Here is a 17,102-nt window from a genome sequence, read left to right as displayed (position 1 = left end):
AAATTACTGTATTATATACACTCAATTGATGAATGCTGTCTAATTTCTACATTTTCACTTATAATTCTGTATATGCACAAGAATTCTGAATACATTATCCTGATCTAATGTCAAACCATAAAGCAGACAGCTCCTCTACCTATCGTATACTTAAATTTATTAGTAAACAGCCATTGTATTTCACACGTGCATTTGCCCAGTGTCTTGCAACCATTGCAAACCATATTCATGTTTCTAAAACAGCAAAATCAGCCCATTTAAATATAAAAATTGCACTCCCTCATCTCGAGGAAGAACGAAGACGTATTATTATAAAACAAGCCATTAAAAATGAAATGATCTCTTATTTCGAGTTCTTCAATATTTGGGGTGCAACAAATCAGAAAAATATTCAGCGTATTCATCATGTCGAAGGTGAACACTTTTTTCACGAAGCGTTAGCAGAAGATAAAGGTTTAATTCTGATTGTCCCACATTTTGGTACATGGGAAATTATGAATGCATGGTTTGCACAATATACCAATATGACCATTATGTACAAACCAATTAAAAATGTTGAAGCAGACCGTTTTGTACGAGAAGCAAGAAGTCGTGAGAGTGCAACATTAGTACCTACAGATGAGTCGGGTGTTAGACAAATTTTTAAAGCATTAAAACAAGGTGGAACTACTGTTATTTTGCCCGACCATACGCCACATATCGGTGGGACTATGGTGGACTACTTTAATATTCCTTTAGCATCGAGCACACTATCTGCAAAATTAATTCAGAAAACTAAAGCACGTGCACTTTTTCTTTATGCAATTCGCAATGAGAATTTTGGGTTTAATATGGTCATTCAACCAGTGCACTCTTCTATTTATACATGTTCGGATATAGAGGGGACACAAAAAATTCATCGCATGATTGAAGCCCTTATAGAGAAACATCCTGAACATTATCATTGGAGCTATAAACGCTTTAAAGCACATCCTCAATTACATAATATTTATGATATTCCGCAAACAGATGCACTCAAGAATATTCAAAGCCTCCGTCAGTTACGATAGGACTTTGACGTCATTTGACCATCATCAGTTGTGGAAATTTGAATCGTACCTTTTTCACTGGTTACCCAAAGAGGAATACCTAATCGTGTCAGCCTATCTTGAACTTCCATATGTGGATGCCCATAACGATTGTGATAGCCTGCAGATGCAATCGCAATTTTAGGATGATAGTGCGCTAAAAAATTTTCAGAAGAACTATATCTGCTTCCATGATGTCCTAACACCAGTACATCTACCGCTAAATTAGGATAAGCATCGATTAAACGCTGTTCTGTTTCCTGACCTGCATCGGCCATAATCAAAAAATTTAATGCTGGTACATCATTCTTTTTTTCATTTTTATAAGACACATATACAACACAAGAATACTCATTCGAATTATCTTTTGCCTTTCGCAAGCCATTTGCATCAGGAGATAGAACACGTAATTCCAAATGATCATAACGCATGAACTGCCCTTCATGGCACTGTGCGAAATTTTGAATCCCTTCTAAATCATTAGGTTCAATATTATTCATGACATGTTTTATAGGAATATGCCGTTTAAGTGTTGAAAATGCACCACTATGATCTTGGTCTAAATGAGAGAGAATGACATGATCGAGTTGTGATATGCTATTTTTATTTAAAAATGGAAGTAAAACAGCCTGTGCTAAGCTAAATTGTGATTCATTAAAATTTCCACCTGTATCGATAAGAAAAGAATAGTCGCTATACTCTATAAAAATAGACTGTCCCTGCCCAACATCAAGTACATAAAAATGAAAATTATTTTCATGTTTGAGCGGTAAAATAAGCGGTAAAAGACAAATAAATGACCAAGCTTTCGGTATCGTTTTATTAGGGAGAAATAATATAAATAATGAAAGTACCAATAGCGTAATCTGTAAATAATTAAATGGAATATAGCTTAAATTGAATGGTAACTTTTCTAAATAATTCAGTAATATAAGTAAAAAACTTAAAGTATAGTCCGCAAGCTGCAAAATATAATTACCTAATAATGGTGACATCTCATTAAAAATAGCTCCCCCAATAATAAGAGGCACAGCAACTGCGCCTAATAGAGGAATCGCAATTAAGTTACTCAATGGCGCAAACCATGAAATTTGATGAAAAAATATAATTGTTAACGGCAATAAAGCAATAAACACTTGCCATTGCGAAACAATAAACGGCACTACAATACGTTTAAAAAAATTTAAATGTATTTTCTTTTGTGCAATTTGATAAATGCGTATAAGTACAAAACATGCACCATAGGAAAGCCAAAATGCAGCAGAAAGTACGCTTAAAGGATCAAACCACAGCATCACACTTGCACTAAATAAAACAATAAAAAAAGCAGATACTTTCTGTCTTATAAATAAACTTATTGTAATTATCGTTACTGTAACGAGCGTACGAACTGCAGGGATTTCAAAACCAACAAATGCACAATAAAACAAGACCCCTAGCCAAAAAGGTATCGCTAAAACATATTGCTTAGGAATTCTTAAATATAAGTTTGGAGCGATTAAACAGATTAAGGAATGTAATACCCAGGTAAGTATTCCAGAAAAGATAAGAATATGAGGGCCTGAAATCGCCAATAAATGACTAATACCTAAATATTGAAACTGTGTCTTTATACTATTCGGAGTTAAGCTTTCATCCCCTGTCAGAAGAGCGAGCAAAAGCCCTGTATATTTGAATGAAGATTTTGCAATCTGCTCACGATAATCAAGTCGCTTCTTCTCAATACTTACTCGCCAATGTGCATACCAATTGTTCTGAGATTGAGTGAACCATTCATAAGTAGGCTTCAATTCACTTTCAGTGATAGGGCTAATCTTTGTAATACGAAATGTGCCCATAATATTTTGAGAAGTAGACCATTTTTCCTTATCAAAGGCATACGGCGTTGCATAACCATGTATCCGATCTACATCCCCTTCTAACCAATAATAATTCCCTAACTTTAATGGATTATGTTTATACTTTTTTAGAGGTAATGTTGTTCGCCAATAGCTGATTTCTGAAGCTAAATTTGGTGTAAAAACTTGTATGTCTTGTTGTATAAATTGATCCTTTATCTGATCGAGCTGATCAATATATACAAGTACTTTAACATTCGCTTTCTCCAAAATACGATTTTTCAACCGCTCCTGAAATGAATGGTGCATATTCGTTTGTGCAAATAAAAAAACCATACCAGATGCACAAACAAGACGACTTATATAAAAAATAGTTTTTTGATAGGGTTTGAGTGAATCTATGCTCGACTGGATAATACAGAAAATACATAAGAATACGAAAGTTACAGCCAAAAGTATCGTATATGACATTGGCTTAATAAAGTATGTATTAACACCAATATGCCCCAAAACCCACGCAGAAAGTAAAAAATATCGCATTAAAACTAGATCAGACACATAAAATTAAAGCTCACATCGTGAGCTTTAATCATTATATATTATATTTTTAAATATTATATCCAAATACCATCTTGCATGTGCAAAATCTTATCGGCAGATTGAGCTAGACCTTCGTCATGAGTCACAATAAGCATTGCCATGTTAAACTCTGCTTTTAGACTTTCTAGAAGTTCAAAAATTCCTTTAGCAGTATGTCGATCTAAATTACCTGTTGGCTCATCTGCTAGCATTACCTGCGGTGTGGTTACCAATGCACGCGCCAAAGCCACACGTTGGCGCTCTCCGCCTGAAAGCTCACCAGGCTTATGCGTTAATCGATGCGACAACCCTACTCGCTCAAGTAAATACTCTGCTTTTTCTTTCACTTCTTTGTATTGCGTGTTACTACGTAACATCAGTGGCATGGCAACATTTTCAAGCGCACTAAACTCAGGTAATAAATGATGGAATTGATAAACAAACCCTAAATGAATATTACGTAAATTGCCTCGTTGTGTTTCATTTAAATTATCAAAACGACGATCATTTAGAAAAACTTCACCTTCTGTTGGTCGATCTAAACCACCTAAAACATGCAATAGCGTACTTTTACCAGAACCACTTGAACCCACAATAGATACAAACTCTCCAGCATGTACCTCAAGAGAAAGCCCCTTGAGCACATCAACATGTGACTTCCCATCACTAAAAGTTTTCGAAATATTTTTTGCTTCTAATACAATATTACTCATAACGTAATGCCTCCGCAGGTTGCACCTTAGATGCACGCAATGCAGGATAAATCGTCGCTAAGAAGCTTAAAATTAAAGATACACTCACAATAAGAACAACATCTTGCCAACGCAAGTAAGACGGTAAATAGTTAATAAAGTAAGCATCAAATAAATGCCAACCTAAACGAGTATTCAACCAATCAATAATATTACTAATACTTGTGGCAAGAATCACACCCAATACAGCACCAGCAATCGTACCTACAACGCCAATAATTGTCCCTTGAACCATAAAAATACGCGTAATCGTAGTAGGTGATGCACCCAAAGTTCTTAAAATTGCAATATCTGATTTTTTATCCGTAACCACCATAACCAATGACGATACAATATTAAATGCAGCAACCAATACAATTAAAAACAGCAAGAGGCTTACCATTGCTTTTTCCATTTGGATAGCACTAAATAAGTTTCCATGGGTATACGTCCAATCAGATGCATAGAACCCTTGTGGCAATTGATGAATAATGTTTTGGCTCACCTGAGGTGCTAAGAATAAATTATCTAATTTTAAACGGATTCCCTGTGCACCATCTGGTAAACGTAAGAGAGTGGATGCATCATACAAATTAATGTAACCCATGCTTGAGTCAACTTCTGCACCAATACTAAATATACCAACGATCTTAAAACGTTTAAATCGAGGAACAACCCCTGCAGGTGAAGGTGTTGCTTCAGGCAAAACCAATGTCACACTATCGTTTAACCCTAAGCCAAATGAATCTGCAAGTTGTTTTCCAATAACAATTCCAAAACTACCCTTGGTTAAATTATCTATACTTCCTGCCACCATATGATTTTGGATAATAGATACATTTTTTTCATATTTAGCATCAATACCCGTCACCATAAGACCTGAAACCTGTCCCTGCGCCGTAAGCATACCTTGTAGCTGTGTAAAAGGAGCTACGCCTGTTACATGCGCTTGTTTAGACACTTTACCCGCTAAATTTGGCCAATTGGTAATAATTTCATTAGAGGAGATTGTTGCCTGTGGCACCATTCCAAGCACACGTGTCTTTAGCTCTCGGTCAAATCCATTCATGACTGAAAGCACTGTAATTAATACAGCAACACCTAGTGTGAGCCCAATCATAGAAACAAGAGCAATAAAAGAAATAAAGTGATTACTACGCCTAGCGCGAGTATATCTCAGACCGATGTACAGCGAGATGGGTTTAAACATACGACCTAAATCCGAGTATTTATGAACAAATACAGCCACAATAATCGTAACTGTTTTTAAGATTTAATCATCAAATCTTTTATAAGAATATCGATCTCTCAAAGATACTCATAATTTCTTATTTCATCGTTCAGTCAAACGATTGTATAAGTATATCGTGGACTTAACGATTAATTTAAAAAGATCAATTAATTGGCAAAATCTTATCTTTATTTTCACAAAAATTAAACCTCATTAGGGATATGTTCTGACATTCAATTGTACAAAGCATGTTACCTGATGAGATTTTATGAAAATTTCTTAGAGTTTACGGCGTTTTTGTTTTTGAATGGTTTGATCTAAAGCACTCGAAAACTCGCGCTTATCTCTTTCACTTAGAGGTTTAGGCCCCCCAGTTTGTACACCTGCTCCACGTAATGTATCCATGTAGTCACGTAAATGTAATCTCGCTTTAATATTCGCTATGGTATAGATCTCACCTCTGGGGTGAATCGCCACACCTCCCTTTTCGATCACATCGGCAGCAAGTGGAATATCTTGAGTAATCACAATATCGCCTGCACACATTTGCTGAACAATTTCTTTGTCAGCCTGATCTGCACCACTCATGACTTGTAATGATTTAATGCGTACAGAAGGAGTAATTCCTAATGGCTGATTAGCAACAAAAATTACTTCAAGCAAGTAACGGTCAGATGCTTTAAAAATAATATCTCGATAGATTCTTGGTAGCGCATCTGCATCTACCCATAATTTAAAATTTAGCACATGAATAGGTCATTTAACAATTTAAGTCATTTTAACAATATCCCTCTATAAATGCCTCAGCGATTATTTAAATTAAATCGTAAAATGCGTTTAGCAGACATCTAAATAAATAAATTTTACGAACTTTTCACATCATTGACTTGAAAAATACATCAAAATGCACGATATAGGACATCAACGGGACAAAACTTAGTGTGCTTATAAATATGCAAAAAAATAGACCTGAAACAATTACTGTTGAAGACAAAATATTTGGTAGTCATGTTGAACATTGGAATCTTCTCACCAATAATCCTTCAGAGATTGTACCGCAATGGTTAGGTCAAGCACTTAATGCACCTGTTATGCCTATGGGACTCTGCGGTACAGAACAAGATATGGATGAAAGCTGTTGGCTGATTCAAGGGCCAGAAGAGTCCAAAATTCAAGTGACTCAGGTCATTGCTGTTGAAAATAATCAGCCTAAATCTGTAAAAACAGCCTTTCCTATTTTTGAAAGTCCTTTCAAAACAGTTGCTAAAGTCGAACGTATTATTCGTAGTCAAAATAATAGCCAAGCTGTTTTACGTTTAAACATAGGTCATAATGCGACAGTTTATGCATTCGATAGTTTATATGCTGTCAATCATGCACAATATGATACCACTCAGACCTATAGCGTTAGCTTGACGGCTTGGGCTTATGAACTCAATACAGTCAACCCAAATGAACACATTGTAGTTGACGACCCTGCTTCAATTAAACACCACCGTGCATTAAATGATATTTTGGCAGAACACAATGGCATTGCTCCATCAAACTTACAAGAACTGATTGATCAATGGCAACCTAAAACAGAAGATGATAAAGCCCCTGTTACTGTCGACTTTTCTAAAATGGTTGCGTATTTATACGGTGAAAACCTAGGACAGGAAGATGAAGCTTGGTTTCAAGGTAAAATCGTTGGTAAAAGTGAATTAAGCTTCATGAATGAAGATTACACACTATACGATGTCACCTTAATATTGGAAGATAATGCAGAATCAACCCTTATTCGTATTATTACGAAAGATACTTTGTATAAGAATTATGAAATAGGGGAATATATTCGCGGCAACATATGGATTCAAGCAAATATTTACTCTACAATTAAGAGCAAATAATAACCATATAATCTATATTATATGATTTGGAACTGATGAATGAAGACCGCTCCAGAACAAATAAATACGCTCGTACAACACACACAGCCTAAACTTAAGATTGACCTTGGTGGAATTTACTTTTTCTTTCTTGGTATTTTTATGGTTGCATTTTTACTGCATTCAATTTATTAAATAAGAAGCACTGTACTCCATAATATTGAGTAGTGCTTCTTATTTTTATACCTCGATTAGCCGTGCTTATTTGCAAACTGATCCATGAAATCAACCAATGCTTGCACACCCTCTAAAGGTACAGCATTATAAATACTTGCACGCATGCCTCCTACAGAACGGTGTCCTGCAAGATTGAGTAAATGAGCAGCCTCTGCCTCTTGTAAGAACAGCTTTTCTAAAGAACTATCTGCAAGCGTAAATGGTACGTTCATAATAGAACGATTAGGTTGAGCAATTGGATTCGCGTAAAAATCACTTTGATCAATATAACCATATAGTAGATTTGATTTTTCAAGATTAATCTTATGAATTGCTTCAACACCACCCTGCTCTTTTAACCATTCAAATACTAAACCAGCCAAATACCAAGAATAAGTAGCTGGTGTATTTAACATAGACGCATTGTCAGCTTGTGCAGAATACTTTAATAAAGATGGAATTTCAGGTTTCGTTTGATCTAGTAAATCATCACGTACAATGACAATAGTCAGACCTGCAGGTCCAATATTTTTTTGTGCACCTGCATAAATTAAACCGAACTTAGAAATATCTAAAGGCGCAGATAAAATGCTTGATGACAAGTCAGCAACAAGAGGTGCTGTTGTTGTTGGAATTTCACCAAACTGTATGCCACCAATTGTTTCATTATCACAGTAGTGTACATAACTTGCATTTTCTGAAAGTTGCCAATCCTGACTTGGACGGATTGCCATCTTCCCCTCTACATCATAAGTAGCGTCTATAGTATGAATATTACCGTAACGCTTAGCTTCTTTAATGGCTTTATCTGACCAGATTCCTGTATGAACATAGTCTGCCTGATTGTTTTTACCGAGTAAATTTAATGGGATTGCAGAGAATTGTAAACTCGCACCCCCTTGTAAAAACAATACCTTATAATTGTTTGGTATATTTAATAAATTACGAAGATCTGCTTCTGCTTGTTCAGCAACAGCAATATAGTCTTTACTGCGGTGACTCATTTCCATGATGGAGACACCTTTACCTTGCCAATTTAATAACTCACTTTGAGCTTTCTCTAAGACAGCAGTGGGCAATGCAGCAGGTCCAGCACAGAAATTGTACGCGCGCATAAGATTTCCTTTTATATTTTCAATACGAAAGTGTTTAATAGAACAATGAGTTTTCTATAAACCCATCTAATTTAGCTTCTTATATATAAACGATAATGACGCGAAAATACATTTCTTTTTAAACATTTTTAATCTAAGCAGTACTGATGCACCCTAATATAAAGATGCATCAGCTATCTCGTTTATTTTAGAAGCGGAAACCCACACCTAAGTAAGTCACGATTGGGTTAATTTCAATTTTTGTATCGCCTTTAACCGTATAAGCCCCAGCAAGTGGATGTTTTCCAGAAACATCTAGGCTTGCATGTGTATCGAGTTTCACATAGCTTACAGATGCCGTCACAAACCAGTCTTTGTTAATACTGTAATCTGCACCCAAGAAAGCAACAGGAGCAATTGCATCTCTTACTTTAACATTGGTAATTGAACCTTGAGTTGCTTTTAGTAACGCATCATTTTGAATACCTGAATCAAGTCTTAATCCAGAAAAATGTGCATACATTAAACCCGCACCCACATATGGACGAAACTTATTCGTTACCGCACCAAAATGATATTTACCTGTAATCACAGGACTATAGACTTTAATATCACCCACTTTGCTAAATTTATCTAGATTTAGCTTACCACCTAAGAGAGAGCCTTCACCTTTAATATCCAAACGAGGAGGTACGCCAAGAATTAGTCCTAAACTTACATTATCATTTACAAGATAATCGATTTTAAACTCAGCTGTATCTGTATGTTCCAAGTCAAAACCAGCATCTGACGTAAAGCCTGTTGCACTTACGGCACGGTTATTACTCGTAGAATAAACACCTTGCTTACTTCCCTGCGGCATAATGTGTGCCCAGCCTGCAGAAACTGCTAATGTCTTACCATCACTTGTTTCTGCATAAGTCGTTGCACTTGCTACAAGTAGCGTCGCCGGAATAATAATTTGAGCGAGTTTATTCATGATCATTCGTATCCAAAATTAAATGCATTGCATAAAAGCAATAAAAACTTACGCAAATTATTAGAATATTTACTTTAATTTTCAATCTATTTTTTCTGATTTAGAAAATAAGAATATTCGATTCCATTAAAAATATATGGTTTATTAAAGTTTTAGCTCTAATTTATTCTTTCTTTTTAAATTACCGATTGAACAAAGTTTAATCAAAAGCATCAGGAATGTAATCTTTTGTAAGCTAAGTTTGCCTTTTTTATCTATTCATCTTTTAAACTCAGTACACTATTTCTTAACTATCTTTTGCCAAGGATCTTCACATGCATGAAGTTGAATTAAAACTACAAGTACCCACACATAAGAGAACAATAGTTAAAAATGCCATTCAAAAACTTTCGCCAGACGCTATTTCTTTACATGCACAATATTTTGACACTCCCGATTTTGCATTCTCTAAACACTATGCTGCCTTACGCTTACGTAAAGAAAATCAGAACTGGGTACAAACATTAAAGGCTGGAAACAATACACTGTCACGTTATGAAAATGAGATAGATCGAGGAATATCAGAACATGCACCTAAAATTGCTTTAGACTTATATAAAAATGATAAAAAAGCCCAAAAATTACTCTCAAATATTTTTAGTAAAGACAATAAAAATAAGCTTTTAGAAATTAAATTTGAAACCATTGTCGAACGAAAATTCCAAATATTAAACCATGAAAATACCCAAGTAGAAGTATGTCTAGATATAGGAAGTGTCGGCAATGAACAATACAAAAAACAAGAAATTTATGAGTTAGAGTTCGAGCTTAAACATGGAAATGTACAAGATTTAATTGAACTTGTTCAAAGTTGGGTTAAGAAATATCACATTTGGTTAGATGTTCGTAGCAAAGCAGAACGCGGGCACTTAATTGCACGACAATTAGATGCAAGCATTGCAGAAACTTTCAAAATCGTATCTTTAGATAAAAAACTTTCCTGCCATCAAGCGAGCCAACATATTATTTCGCATTATATACAGCAATTACTTCCTAATATTGCAGTAATTGCAGATCAAGTCGCTGAATCTAAACACTTTACAACCACACAACTGTGTATAGAAAATATCTGCCATAGCTTAGATTTACTTTCAGCTTATATTCCTAAATCTATACTTGATCAAAGCAATATTCTCAAAGATTTGAATCAAATGCTTTTAGATTTTAATCATCTTTATACGTTGCAACATCAAACATATACGTCAACTGAAAACTATGATTTCAAAAACATAAGTCGTGTTTTAGAAAAGTATAAGTTAGATTTCTCTAAAGCTGTCACCTCTCCTCAATTTACGCTACTCATTTTAGAATTACTCAAATTCAGTTTACCAACTGACGAAAAAAAGAAAGATGAAACACCTCGCTTCGAAAAACTGCTGACCGAGCAATATACACAAATTAAACAACAGTTATGTGAAAAACTAGAAACACCTTTAGACCCAAGTCTCTTCGGCCTTATCTCTAAATTCCAGTATTATTTAAATCATTCACATAAATACTTATTAGCACAACAAATGGATAAATCATATTTCTCCGAAGTATATGATTTATATAAAAATCATTTATTGAGTAAAGATATTGTTTTAAGAAATATTAAAGCAATTAAAACAGAACAATTCTTTTTATTAGGTTGGATTTCAGCAAGAGAAGATAAAATTTTTAAACGCTACTCTAAGCTGATGAGTAAATTAAAAATAAAATAAGACTCGGGCTTTTAAGTAAAGTTGCTTAAAAGCCCTAAAGTTTTAACGATATTTACCAAATACTTTCCAGACACCATTGTCTGCTATAGGGTCATTGTAACTATCACTGCGCTGCTTTCTTGGTTTATCTCTCGCATCAACCAATTTAAAGTGTTTTTCAACACCTAAAATAATACCATTAACGTAAAAACGTGTTCTTGTATATTCAGGATGATTATGCTGAAAAACATATGTTCTTAAATCGACAAACTCTCGATGAGCAACCAATGCAGCTGTATCGTCGCTATCTATCCAAGCTTTCATTGCTGTAAGTTCAGCATCTGCAAACTGTCCACACTTATCAACTAAACTTAAGGCATTTCTAAACGTTTTAGACTCTTTCGCTCTTGTTTTATTAATACGAATACGATCAACATGAAAAAAGAATAAAGGTAAATTTAAGTGGCTAGGTAAATGAAGCGCATCTAATGGTTCATCTTCCATAAAAGGCGTACATAGTTGCCGGGCCCTTTGAATAAGTGGCTTCCACTGTTGATAATACTGCTCCACTTGATCTTGTGAAGCATAATAAATAGGTAAACCTTCAACAAACTCTATATCTTGAGGTGGCCATACCTGCTGTCTTAAAAGCTGAATTTCTTGTTTCAAGTTTTGTATTTCAATTGCATCTGACATCTTAAATACACCATACCTAGGCTATTTCAGCGTAATCTAAAGGTTTTGTTTAAGCAAGTATTTGCCTATAATAACTTTCAGTTTTAAATGGATATAAAAATGACAGACAAAATTAGCGCCACGGATATTACAGAAGAAGAAGTATTAAATGCAGCTTTTTTTGAACGTGCAGATGAGCTTATTAAAGTTGCAAATGAGTTCTGTAAACCATCTGGTAAATCACAGTCTCCATCAGACCTTAGAAATGAAGTAAGTGCATCTCTACTGTTTGCTAGCGCAAGGTTTAATACATGGGTTGCAGCAAACACATTTAAAAATGGAGAAGAAATGCGTGCTGCTAAAGATCAAGTGACTTCTTATTTAATGCAACAGTTTCAAATGATGTTAGACGATAATTTTGAAGAATACTGTGAACAATTTGAAAACTATTTAAGATTTAGAAAAAGTGAAGACTTCCATCATCATAAACACTAAATTATCAAGAGCTGAAGATCTCAGCTCTCGATTCTCTTTTTTATTTAATAGCCATTAAATCAAAAGATTTTTCACTTCCATCTCTAAATGTAATAAAAAGTTGGTCATTATAGTATTCAGCTAAAAATATATTTGATAAATCAAGATGATGGTTTAATAAAAACCCTTCTAAATTTTTTTTCTCAATTCCTTGCTCTTGAACCAAAATATCGAAAATTTGCCCACGTAATATAAAAATCTCAGAAGGTGGTATTGCTGTATCCTTTACTGCTGCCAATTGGCCATCAGGTTGAATTTCAGCATAATACACTTCTTGAAATGAATGATAACCCATACAATGAAGTTGCGATAACACTCTAAGCATATCAATTTTTCGGCGTTTTTGCTCAATGTCACTCAGCAGAAATTTACCATGCTTAATTACAGGGATAGACTCACCCACAGCAATAGTTCTGAATCTGAGTATACGATGAGATAAGTAATTTAGAAAATACATGAATAGAACGCTGATGGATAAAAGCAGAATAAACTCTGTAATTTTCAGATTATTATTATAAATAGACCCACCGACAACCGCACCAAAAATAAAGTTTCCAAAAAAATCTACAGCAGTAAACTGTGTAAGTTGCGTTTTACCAATAAAATTCATGTAGGAAATAATAATTGTAAATGCAATGACCAGTTTCATGAGTAGAAACATATAAAATGTTAAGCCCATTATGATGCCCTTTTTATAATATCTCGTTTTAATGAATGTGCTGTTTTAAGCTAATATATTGCTAGATTGATTTTGTTTAGTCACTTTCCATTTCTTCCAGCCGTAAAATGCCATAATTACAAACATCGCATATAGCGCCGAAGTTAAATACAAATCTTTATATAGAAACATCCCCACATAAATAATGTCTACCACAACCCACAGTGGCCATGTAGCAATATATTTACGGCTTGTCCAATACGTTGCCAACAAGCTAAAAGCAGCTAACTGAGCGTCTAACATTGGAACCGCAGCATTGGTAAAATATTTCAGACTTATACCAAAAAATAGACCTAAAATTGCCGTTAAAATTATTTGATATAAAAGATGACTTTTTATAGGTGTTTCTATACGTATTTCATGTTCTTGTTGTTTTGTTTTCAACCAAAAATGCAATCCATAAAAATTCATAGCTAAAAAAATGAATTGTAAAATGACTTCACCATAAAGTTGATAGGTATAAAATAAGTAACCATATAAAATATATGCAAGAAAATTAAAGAACCAACACCACATATGTCTAAGTATAGTTAAACCCACACCAATAATACTAATAATCACCGCAAATATTTCTAAAGTAGACATATAAGTAACTAGAGTTAAAGAATGGTCACTATGCTAAAGTTTGTGACCATCACAATCAATCTATTTATTTTGATGTACCTAATAGTTTTTTAGAAAGGTAATTACTACATTTTACTGAAAAGTCATCTACATATCGGCTATAAAGCATTGAACAGCATACGATTGCAAACAAACACACCAACACCGCACACAAAGCTGAAATATTATAGCCCCAGTGCAAATGTCTTAAATAATTAAAAACAGGAATACACGTTAGATAAATGAGCATCATATGCAATAAATAAATAGAAAAGGACAACTTCCCTAAATAGACTAAAGGTCTTTTATCTAATGCATCTCCAATCTGGGGCGTCATTAAAATACTATACACAATGAGCATACCTGAAATAAAATTCCCATACTCATAGGTTCGTTCACCTAATATTTTATATAACCATTGGTATGCATGACTCGTATTATGACTACCTGCAAAATAGAGTCCGACAACCAGTAATACTATGCCAACAGGAAAAGAAACTTTCTTTGCATAAAGATAAAAATAACAACCGATAACAAAGCTACAAATTCCTAAAAAAAAGCTTTCGCCCATACCTAGCGTAATACATGGTAGAAACATAGATGCAATAAAAAAAAGCGATTTTTTATAATGATAAGTAACCAATAAAATGAAAAGTACGAGCGAGCCTATAAGCTCTATTTGCATAGTCCAAAGTACCCAGTTCGTTGTACTATTTGCAAAGAAAAAAGCACCTATGCTCCCTTCATACACTGCTTGCTTGAAAGTAATTGTTTCTGTTGCATAGGATTGCAACCAACTATTCACCAAGTCACTATTAATATCGGTCGAAGACAAAGCAATCCATGCCAAAATACATGAGAAGAAAGCAGGTATCGCCAAACGTGGGTAACGTTTGATCGTCATTTCCAAAACCTTTCTTGGTACATTTGCATTTTTTAAAATGGCATAACTTAGAACGAAACCACTCAGTACAAAAAAAACAAATACAGCTGCTGTTCCAGAATACCAAAATGCAAAAGGAGAATGGTGAATTGCGTAATCCCAAGAACCACGTGCGTGATCCTCAGGAGAAAAACGATGTAAATATGGATAAAAACTGAGGCTGAGATGCGAAAACACAACAGCAAGGCAGGCTAATCCACGTATACTTTCAGCAGCATTTAATTTAGCCATAGGGAAAGTGTAACTAAAAAACTAAAGCATAATAAATAGACTTGTGTCAGTTGCAAGCAAAGCAACACAATCCCTACGAACCATTTAAAAAAATTAAACTACAGCTTACTCAACACGAATAATTTGCCCTTGTTCATTGTGGTATACCGTCGTAATTTTCTTTTGACGGCTGTCGACAACTTCTCTTTCTGAGAGTGCAAAGTGCCGAGCATAATCTTCCGTTGTCTTCACAGATGTTTGTTTTACTGTGCGCGCAGGAATGAGCTTACACCATAAGCACAAACCACCAGCACACAAAAGTAATGAGAACATATCTGCCTGTAAACCAAGCCAAAATGCATTCCACAACTTATTAATTCCATAAGGCGTGCTATACATTAAAAACATCACAACCAATAAAATAGGACGCCACAGTAAAAACCAGCAACCCCATAAAAGTGCTGTTGTTGTCGTAGACATGTAACGTCTATGCCAAGGTAACTGCTCACGTAAATCTATAATCAATGATCGAGTATTCATGGAAAAAACCTTTAATATTAGATATTAGGACTTAGAACGAACACCACGGTCGGGACTCACCCAACGTGCTCGTTTTCCATCGCGTCTCGCTAGCACCTTCGGAAAAGCAATAATGCTGGCTGTTACGGTAATGAGCCAAAATACAAATGGATACCAAATCATCCAATAATAGTTTTTGAATAGTCGAGGCTCGTAGCGGCTATCCATCCATTTACTGAGAATAAACTGCAATAAACATGTTGCACCAAGTAAAATTCCAACTCCATCAGGGAAAAATGGTGAACTCATTGCAGGAAGTACATGGTTAGGTACTATTAAATTAAATAACCAAATACTTGCCATAATTAACATTAGATACGACCAAATAAGTGTCAGTGACAACTCAATCATTAATGGCCATAAAAAATTTAGACTTGGCTTAAAAAGAACATCAAAGTTTTTGATTAAAACCTGTGCTCCGCCCATTGCCCAACGCAATCGCTGTTTATACAAGCCCTTAAGTGTTTCAGGCATAAGTATCCAAACCAGTGCGTTCGGTTCAAAATGTACATCCCACCCTGCTCTTTGCAGTTTCCACGTGATATCAATATCTTCTGTAAGCATATCTGGAGACCAGTAGCCAATTTCGTGAACAGCCGTCTTACGGAATGCGGTAATCACGCCAGATACTGTAAATAAACGACCAAAGACACGCTGTGCTCGTTTAATCATGCCAACAATCGAAGAGAACTCTCCAACTTGAATACGTCCTAATAACGTAGAACGTGTTCTAATACGAGGATTACCGGTTACAGCAGCTACAGTTGGGTCTACTAAAAAGTGACGAACCATCCAAGTTGCTGCATGCTTATCTAACAATGCATCCCCATCAATACCAATTAAATACTCAGCTTCAGTTACAAGACTCCCCGCTTGTAGTGCCATAGCTTTACCTTGGTTTTGTGCAAGGTGTACAACTCGTAGTTTGTCATATTTCATTGCCAATTGATCTAATACTTCAGCAGTATTATCTGAGCTTCCATCATTAATGGCGATAACTTCAAAGTCCGGATAGTCTAGCTGTAATGCATGACTAATGGTTTCCTCTGCATTATCACTTTCATTAAAACATGGAACTAAGACCGCAACTTTCGGATACTCAGCCAATGGCTTTGGTTGTGTATATGGTGGCTCTTTCTTTTCTTTCAAATAAAAAATAATCGCACCAATCATCCACAAATAAGACATGAATAGTGGATAATAAAAGACGAATGCTAAAGCTGATTTCCAAAAGTGTTCTAATGCTGTCATGCTGTAAAACTCCTAAGGCTCTATACGCTTTGGCTTTAAATCGAATGCCTTACGCATGATTGCTGGATCAGGATTACCTGTAATTGGATCATCCGGATAATATCCCACATGCATCACACCTTGTTGATACAAAGACTTAATCGTATCTGCTAACTCCTGTGTCGGAATAGGCTTACTGTTTTGTCTCCAATCAACCGCTTGTAATTCAACAACAGATTTACGAATACCATTTGGATATTGTTTCAAACGTTTCACAATGTCTGCA

Annotated in this window: 18 protein-coding genes; 5 read left to right on the top strand and 13 right to left on the bottom strand. The window is 35.0% G+C overall.

All coding sequences use genetic code 11. From position 1 onward, the window contains the following. The first annotated feature begins 107 nt into the window (after nucleotides 1-107). The gene (locus tag I2F23_RS10070) at nucleotides 108-1,049 is read left to right on the top strand and encodes a lysophospholipid acyltransferase family protein (protein ID WP_195772473.1); all 942 of its coding nucleotides are present in this window, start codon (nucleotides 108-110) and stop codon (nucleotides 1,047-1,049) included. Here I2F23_RS10070 and I2F23_RS10065 read toward each other — a convergent pair. The 4 genes from I2F23_RS10065 to I2F23_RS10050 form a co-directional block, all read right to left on the bottom strand. Next, nucleotides 1,037-3,463 carry a DNA internalization-related competence protein ComEC/Rec2 gene (locus tag I2F23_RS10065; protein WP_195772472.1) on the bottom strand — a complete coding sequence of 809 codons (2,427 nt, stop codon included), beginning with the start codon at nucleotides 3,461-3,463 and terminating at the stop codon, nucleotides 1,037-1,039. The two genes, I2F23_RS10070 and I2F23_RS10065, sit on opposite strands and share 13 nt — an antisense overlap. 56 nt (nucleotides 3,464-3,519) lie before the next feature. Beyond that, nucleotides 3,520-4,197 carry a lipoprotein-releasing ABC transporter ATP-binding protein LolD gene (gene lolD / locus I2F23_RS10060; protein WP_195772471.1) on the bottom strand — a complete coding sequence of 226 codons (678 nt, stop codon included), beginning with the start codon at nucleotides 4,195-4,197 and terminating at the stop codon, nucleotides 3,520-3,522. After that, the gene (locus I2F23_RS10055; protein ID WP_195772470.1) at nucleotides 4,190-5,425 is read right to left on the bottom strand and encodes a lipoprotein-releasing ABC transporter permease subunit; all 1,236 of its coding nucleotides are present in this window, start codon (nucleotides 5,423-5,425) and stop codon (nucleotides 4,190-4,192) included. The genes lolD and I2F23_RS10055 overlap by 8 nt, the downstream gene beginning before the upstream one ends. A gap of 300 nt (nucleotides 5,426-5,725) precedes the next feature. Then, nucleotides 5,726-6,199 carry a YaiI/YqxD family protein gene (locus tag I2F23_RS10050; protein ID WP_277095627.1) on the bottom strand — a complete coding sequence of 158 codons (474 nt, stop codon included), beginning with the start codon at nucleotides 6,197-6,199 and terminating at the stop codon, nucleotides 5,726-5,728. A gap of 200 nt (nucleotides 6,200-6,399) precedes the next feature. Here I2F23_RS10050 and I2F23_RS10045 point away from each other — a divergent pair, with 200 nt between their 5' ends. Together I2F23_RS10045 and I2F23_RS14010 are read left to right on the top strand one after the other, a co-directional pair. Continuing rightward, the gene (locus tag I2F23_RS10045; RefSeq protein ID WP_213014702.1) at nucleotides 6,400-7,335 is read left to right on the top strand and encodes a hypothetical protein; all 936 of its coding nucleotides are present in this window, start codon (nucleotides 6,400-6,402) and stop codon (nucleotides 7,333-7,335) included. A gap of 39 nt (nucleotides 7,336-7,374) precedes the next feature. Further along, the gene (locus tag I2F23_RS14010) at nucleotides 7,375-7,509 is read left to right on the top strand and encodes a hypothetical protein (RefSeq protein WP_266096420.1); all 135 of its coding nucleotides are present in this window, start codon (nucleotides 7,375-7,377) and stop codon (nucleotides 7,507-7,509) included. Nucleotides 7,510-7,565: 56 nt separating this feature from the next. Here I2F23_RS14010 and serC read toward each other — a convergent pair whose 3' ends face one another. After that, nucleotides 7,566-8,645: a 3-phosphoserine/phosphohydroxythreonine transaminase gene (gene serC / locus I2F23_RS10040; RefSeq protein WP_195772468.1), complete on the bottom strand. Its 1,080-nt coding sequence runs from the start codon at nucleotides 8,643-8,645 to the stop codon at nucleotides 7,566-7,568. A 187-nt stretch (nucleotides 8,646-8,832) separates the two neighbouring features. Continuing rightward, the gene (locus I2F23_RS10035) at nucleotides 8,833-9,603 is read right to left on the bottom strand and encodes an OmpW/AlkL family protein (protein ID WP_195772467.1); all 771 of its coding nucleotides are present in this window, start codon (nucleotides 9,601-9,603) and stop codon (nucleotides 8,833-8,835) included. Nucleotides 9,604-9,917: 314 nt separating this feature from the next. Between I2F23_RS10035 and I2F23_RS10030 the strand changes: the two genes are divergently transcribed. Next, the gene (locus I2F23_RS10030) at nucleotides 9,918-11,345 is read left to right on the top strand and encodes a CYTH domain-containing protein (protein ID WP_195772466.1); all 1,428 of its coding nucleotides are present in this window, start codon (nucleotides 9,918-9,920) and stop codon (nucleotides 11,343-11,345) included. A 42-nt stretch (nucleotides 11,346-11,387) separates the two neighbouring features. Here I2F23_RS10030 and I2F23_RS10025 read toward each other — a convergent pair whose 3' ends face one another. Then, nucleotides 11,388-12,020 (bottom strand): hypothetical protein, encoded by a 633-nt coding sequence (locus I2F23_RS10025; protein WP_195772465.1) that lies wholly within the window; start codon nucleotides 12,018-12,020, stop codon nucleotides 11,388-11,390. Between the two features lie 99 nt (nucleotides 12,021-12,119). On the opposite strand from I2F23_RS10025, the gene I2F23_RS10020 reads away from it, so the two are divergent. Then, entirely contained in the window at nucleotides 12,120-12,494 is a 375-nt protein-coding gene (locus I2F23_RS10020; RefSeq protein WP_195772464.1) for a DUF3144 domain-containing protein, read from the top strand. Nucleotides 12,495-12,534: 40 nt separating this feature from the next. On the opposite strand, the gene I2F23_RS10015 is transcribed toward I2F23_RS10020, so the two are convergent. From I2F23_RS10015 to I2F23_RS09990, 6 genes are all read right to left on the bottom strand, one after another. Next, a complete protein-coding gene (locus I2F23_RS10015; RefSeq protein WP_195772463.1) occupies nucleotides 12,535-13,212 on the bottom strand; it encodes a DUF421 domain-containing protein in 678 nt (225 codons plus the stop codon). A 45-nt stretch (nucleotides 13,213-13,257) separates the two neighbouring features. Continuing rightward, nucleotides 13,258-13,836 (bottom strand): nicotinamide riboside transporter PnuC, encoded by a 579-nt coding sequence (pnuC, locus tag I2F23_RS10010; protein WP_195772462.1) that lies wholly within the window; start codon nucleotides 13,834-13,836, stop codon nucleotides 13,258-13,260. A gap of 64 nt (nucleotides 13,837-13,900) precedes the next feature. Next, nucleotides 13,901-15,028 (bottom strand): acyltransferase family protein, encoded by a 1,128-nt coding sequence (locus I2F23_RS10005; RefSeq protein ID WP_195772461.1) that lies wholly within the window; start codon nucleotides 15,026-15,028, stop codon nucleotides 13,901-13,903. A gap of 105 nt (nucleotides 15,029-15,133) precedes the next feature. After that, a complete protein-coding gene (pgaD, locus tag I2F23_RS10000) occupies nucleotides 15,134-15,547 on the bottom strand; it encodes a poly-beta-1,6-N-acetyl-D-glucosamine biosynthesis protein PgaD (RefSeq protein WP_195772460.1) in 414 nt (137 codons plus the stop codon). A 24-nt stretch (nucleotides 15,548-15,571) separates the two neighbouring features. Next, nucleotides 15,572-16,837, bottom strand: coding sequence for a poly-beta-1,6-N-acetyl-D-glucosamine synthase (pgaC, locus tag I2F23_RS09995; RefSeq protein ID WP_195772459.1), 1,266 nt, complete (start codon nucleotides 16,835-16,837; stop codon nucleotides 15,572-15,574). A 12-nt stretch (nucleotides 16,838-16,849) separates the two neighbouring features. Then, the coding region (locus I2F23_RS09990) for a poly-beta-1,6-N-acetyl-D-glucosamine N-deacetylase PgaB (protein WP_215728603.1) at nucleotides 16,850-17,102 on the bottom strand (253 nt) is incomplete at its 5' end.

The organism is Acinetobacter pollinis, assembly GCF_015627175.1.
In the GTDB taxonomy this organism is placed as follows: Bacteria; Pseudomonadota; Gammaproteobacteria; order Pseudomonadales; family Moraxellaceae; genus Acinetobacter; species Acinetobacter pollinis.
Note: the sequence above shows the minus strand (reverse complement) of the source record. Positions and strands in the feature narration are given on the sequence as shown.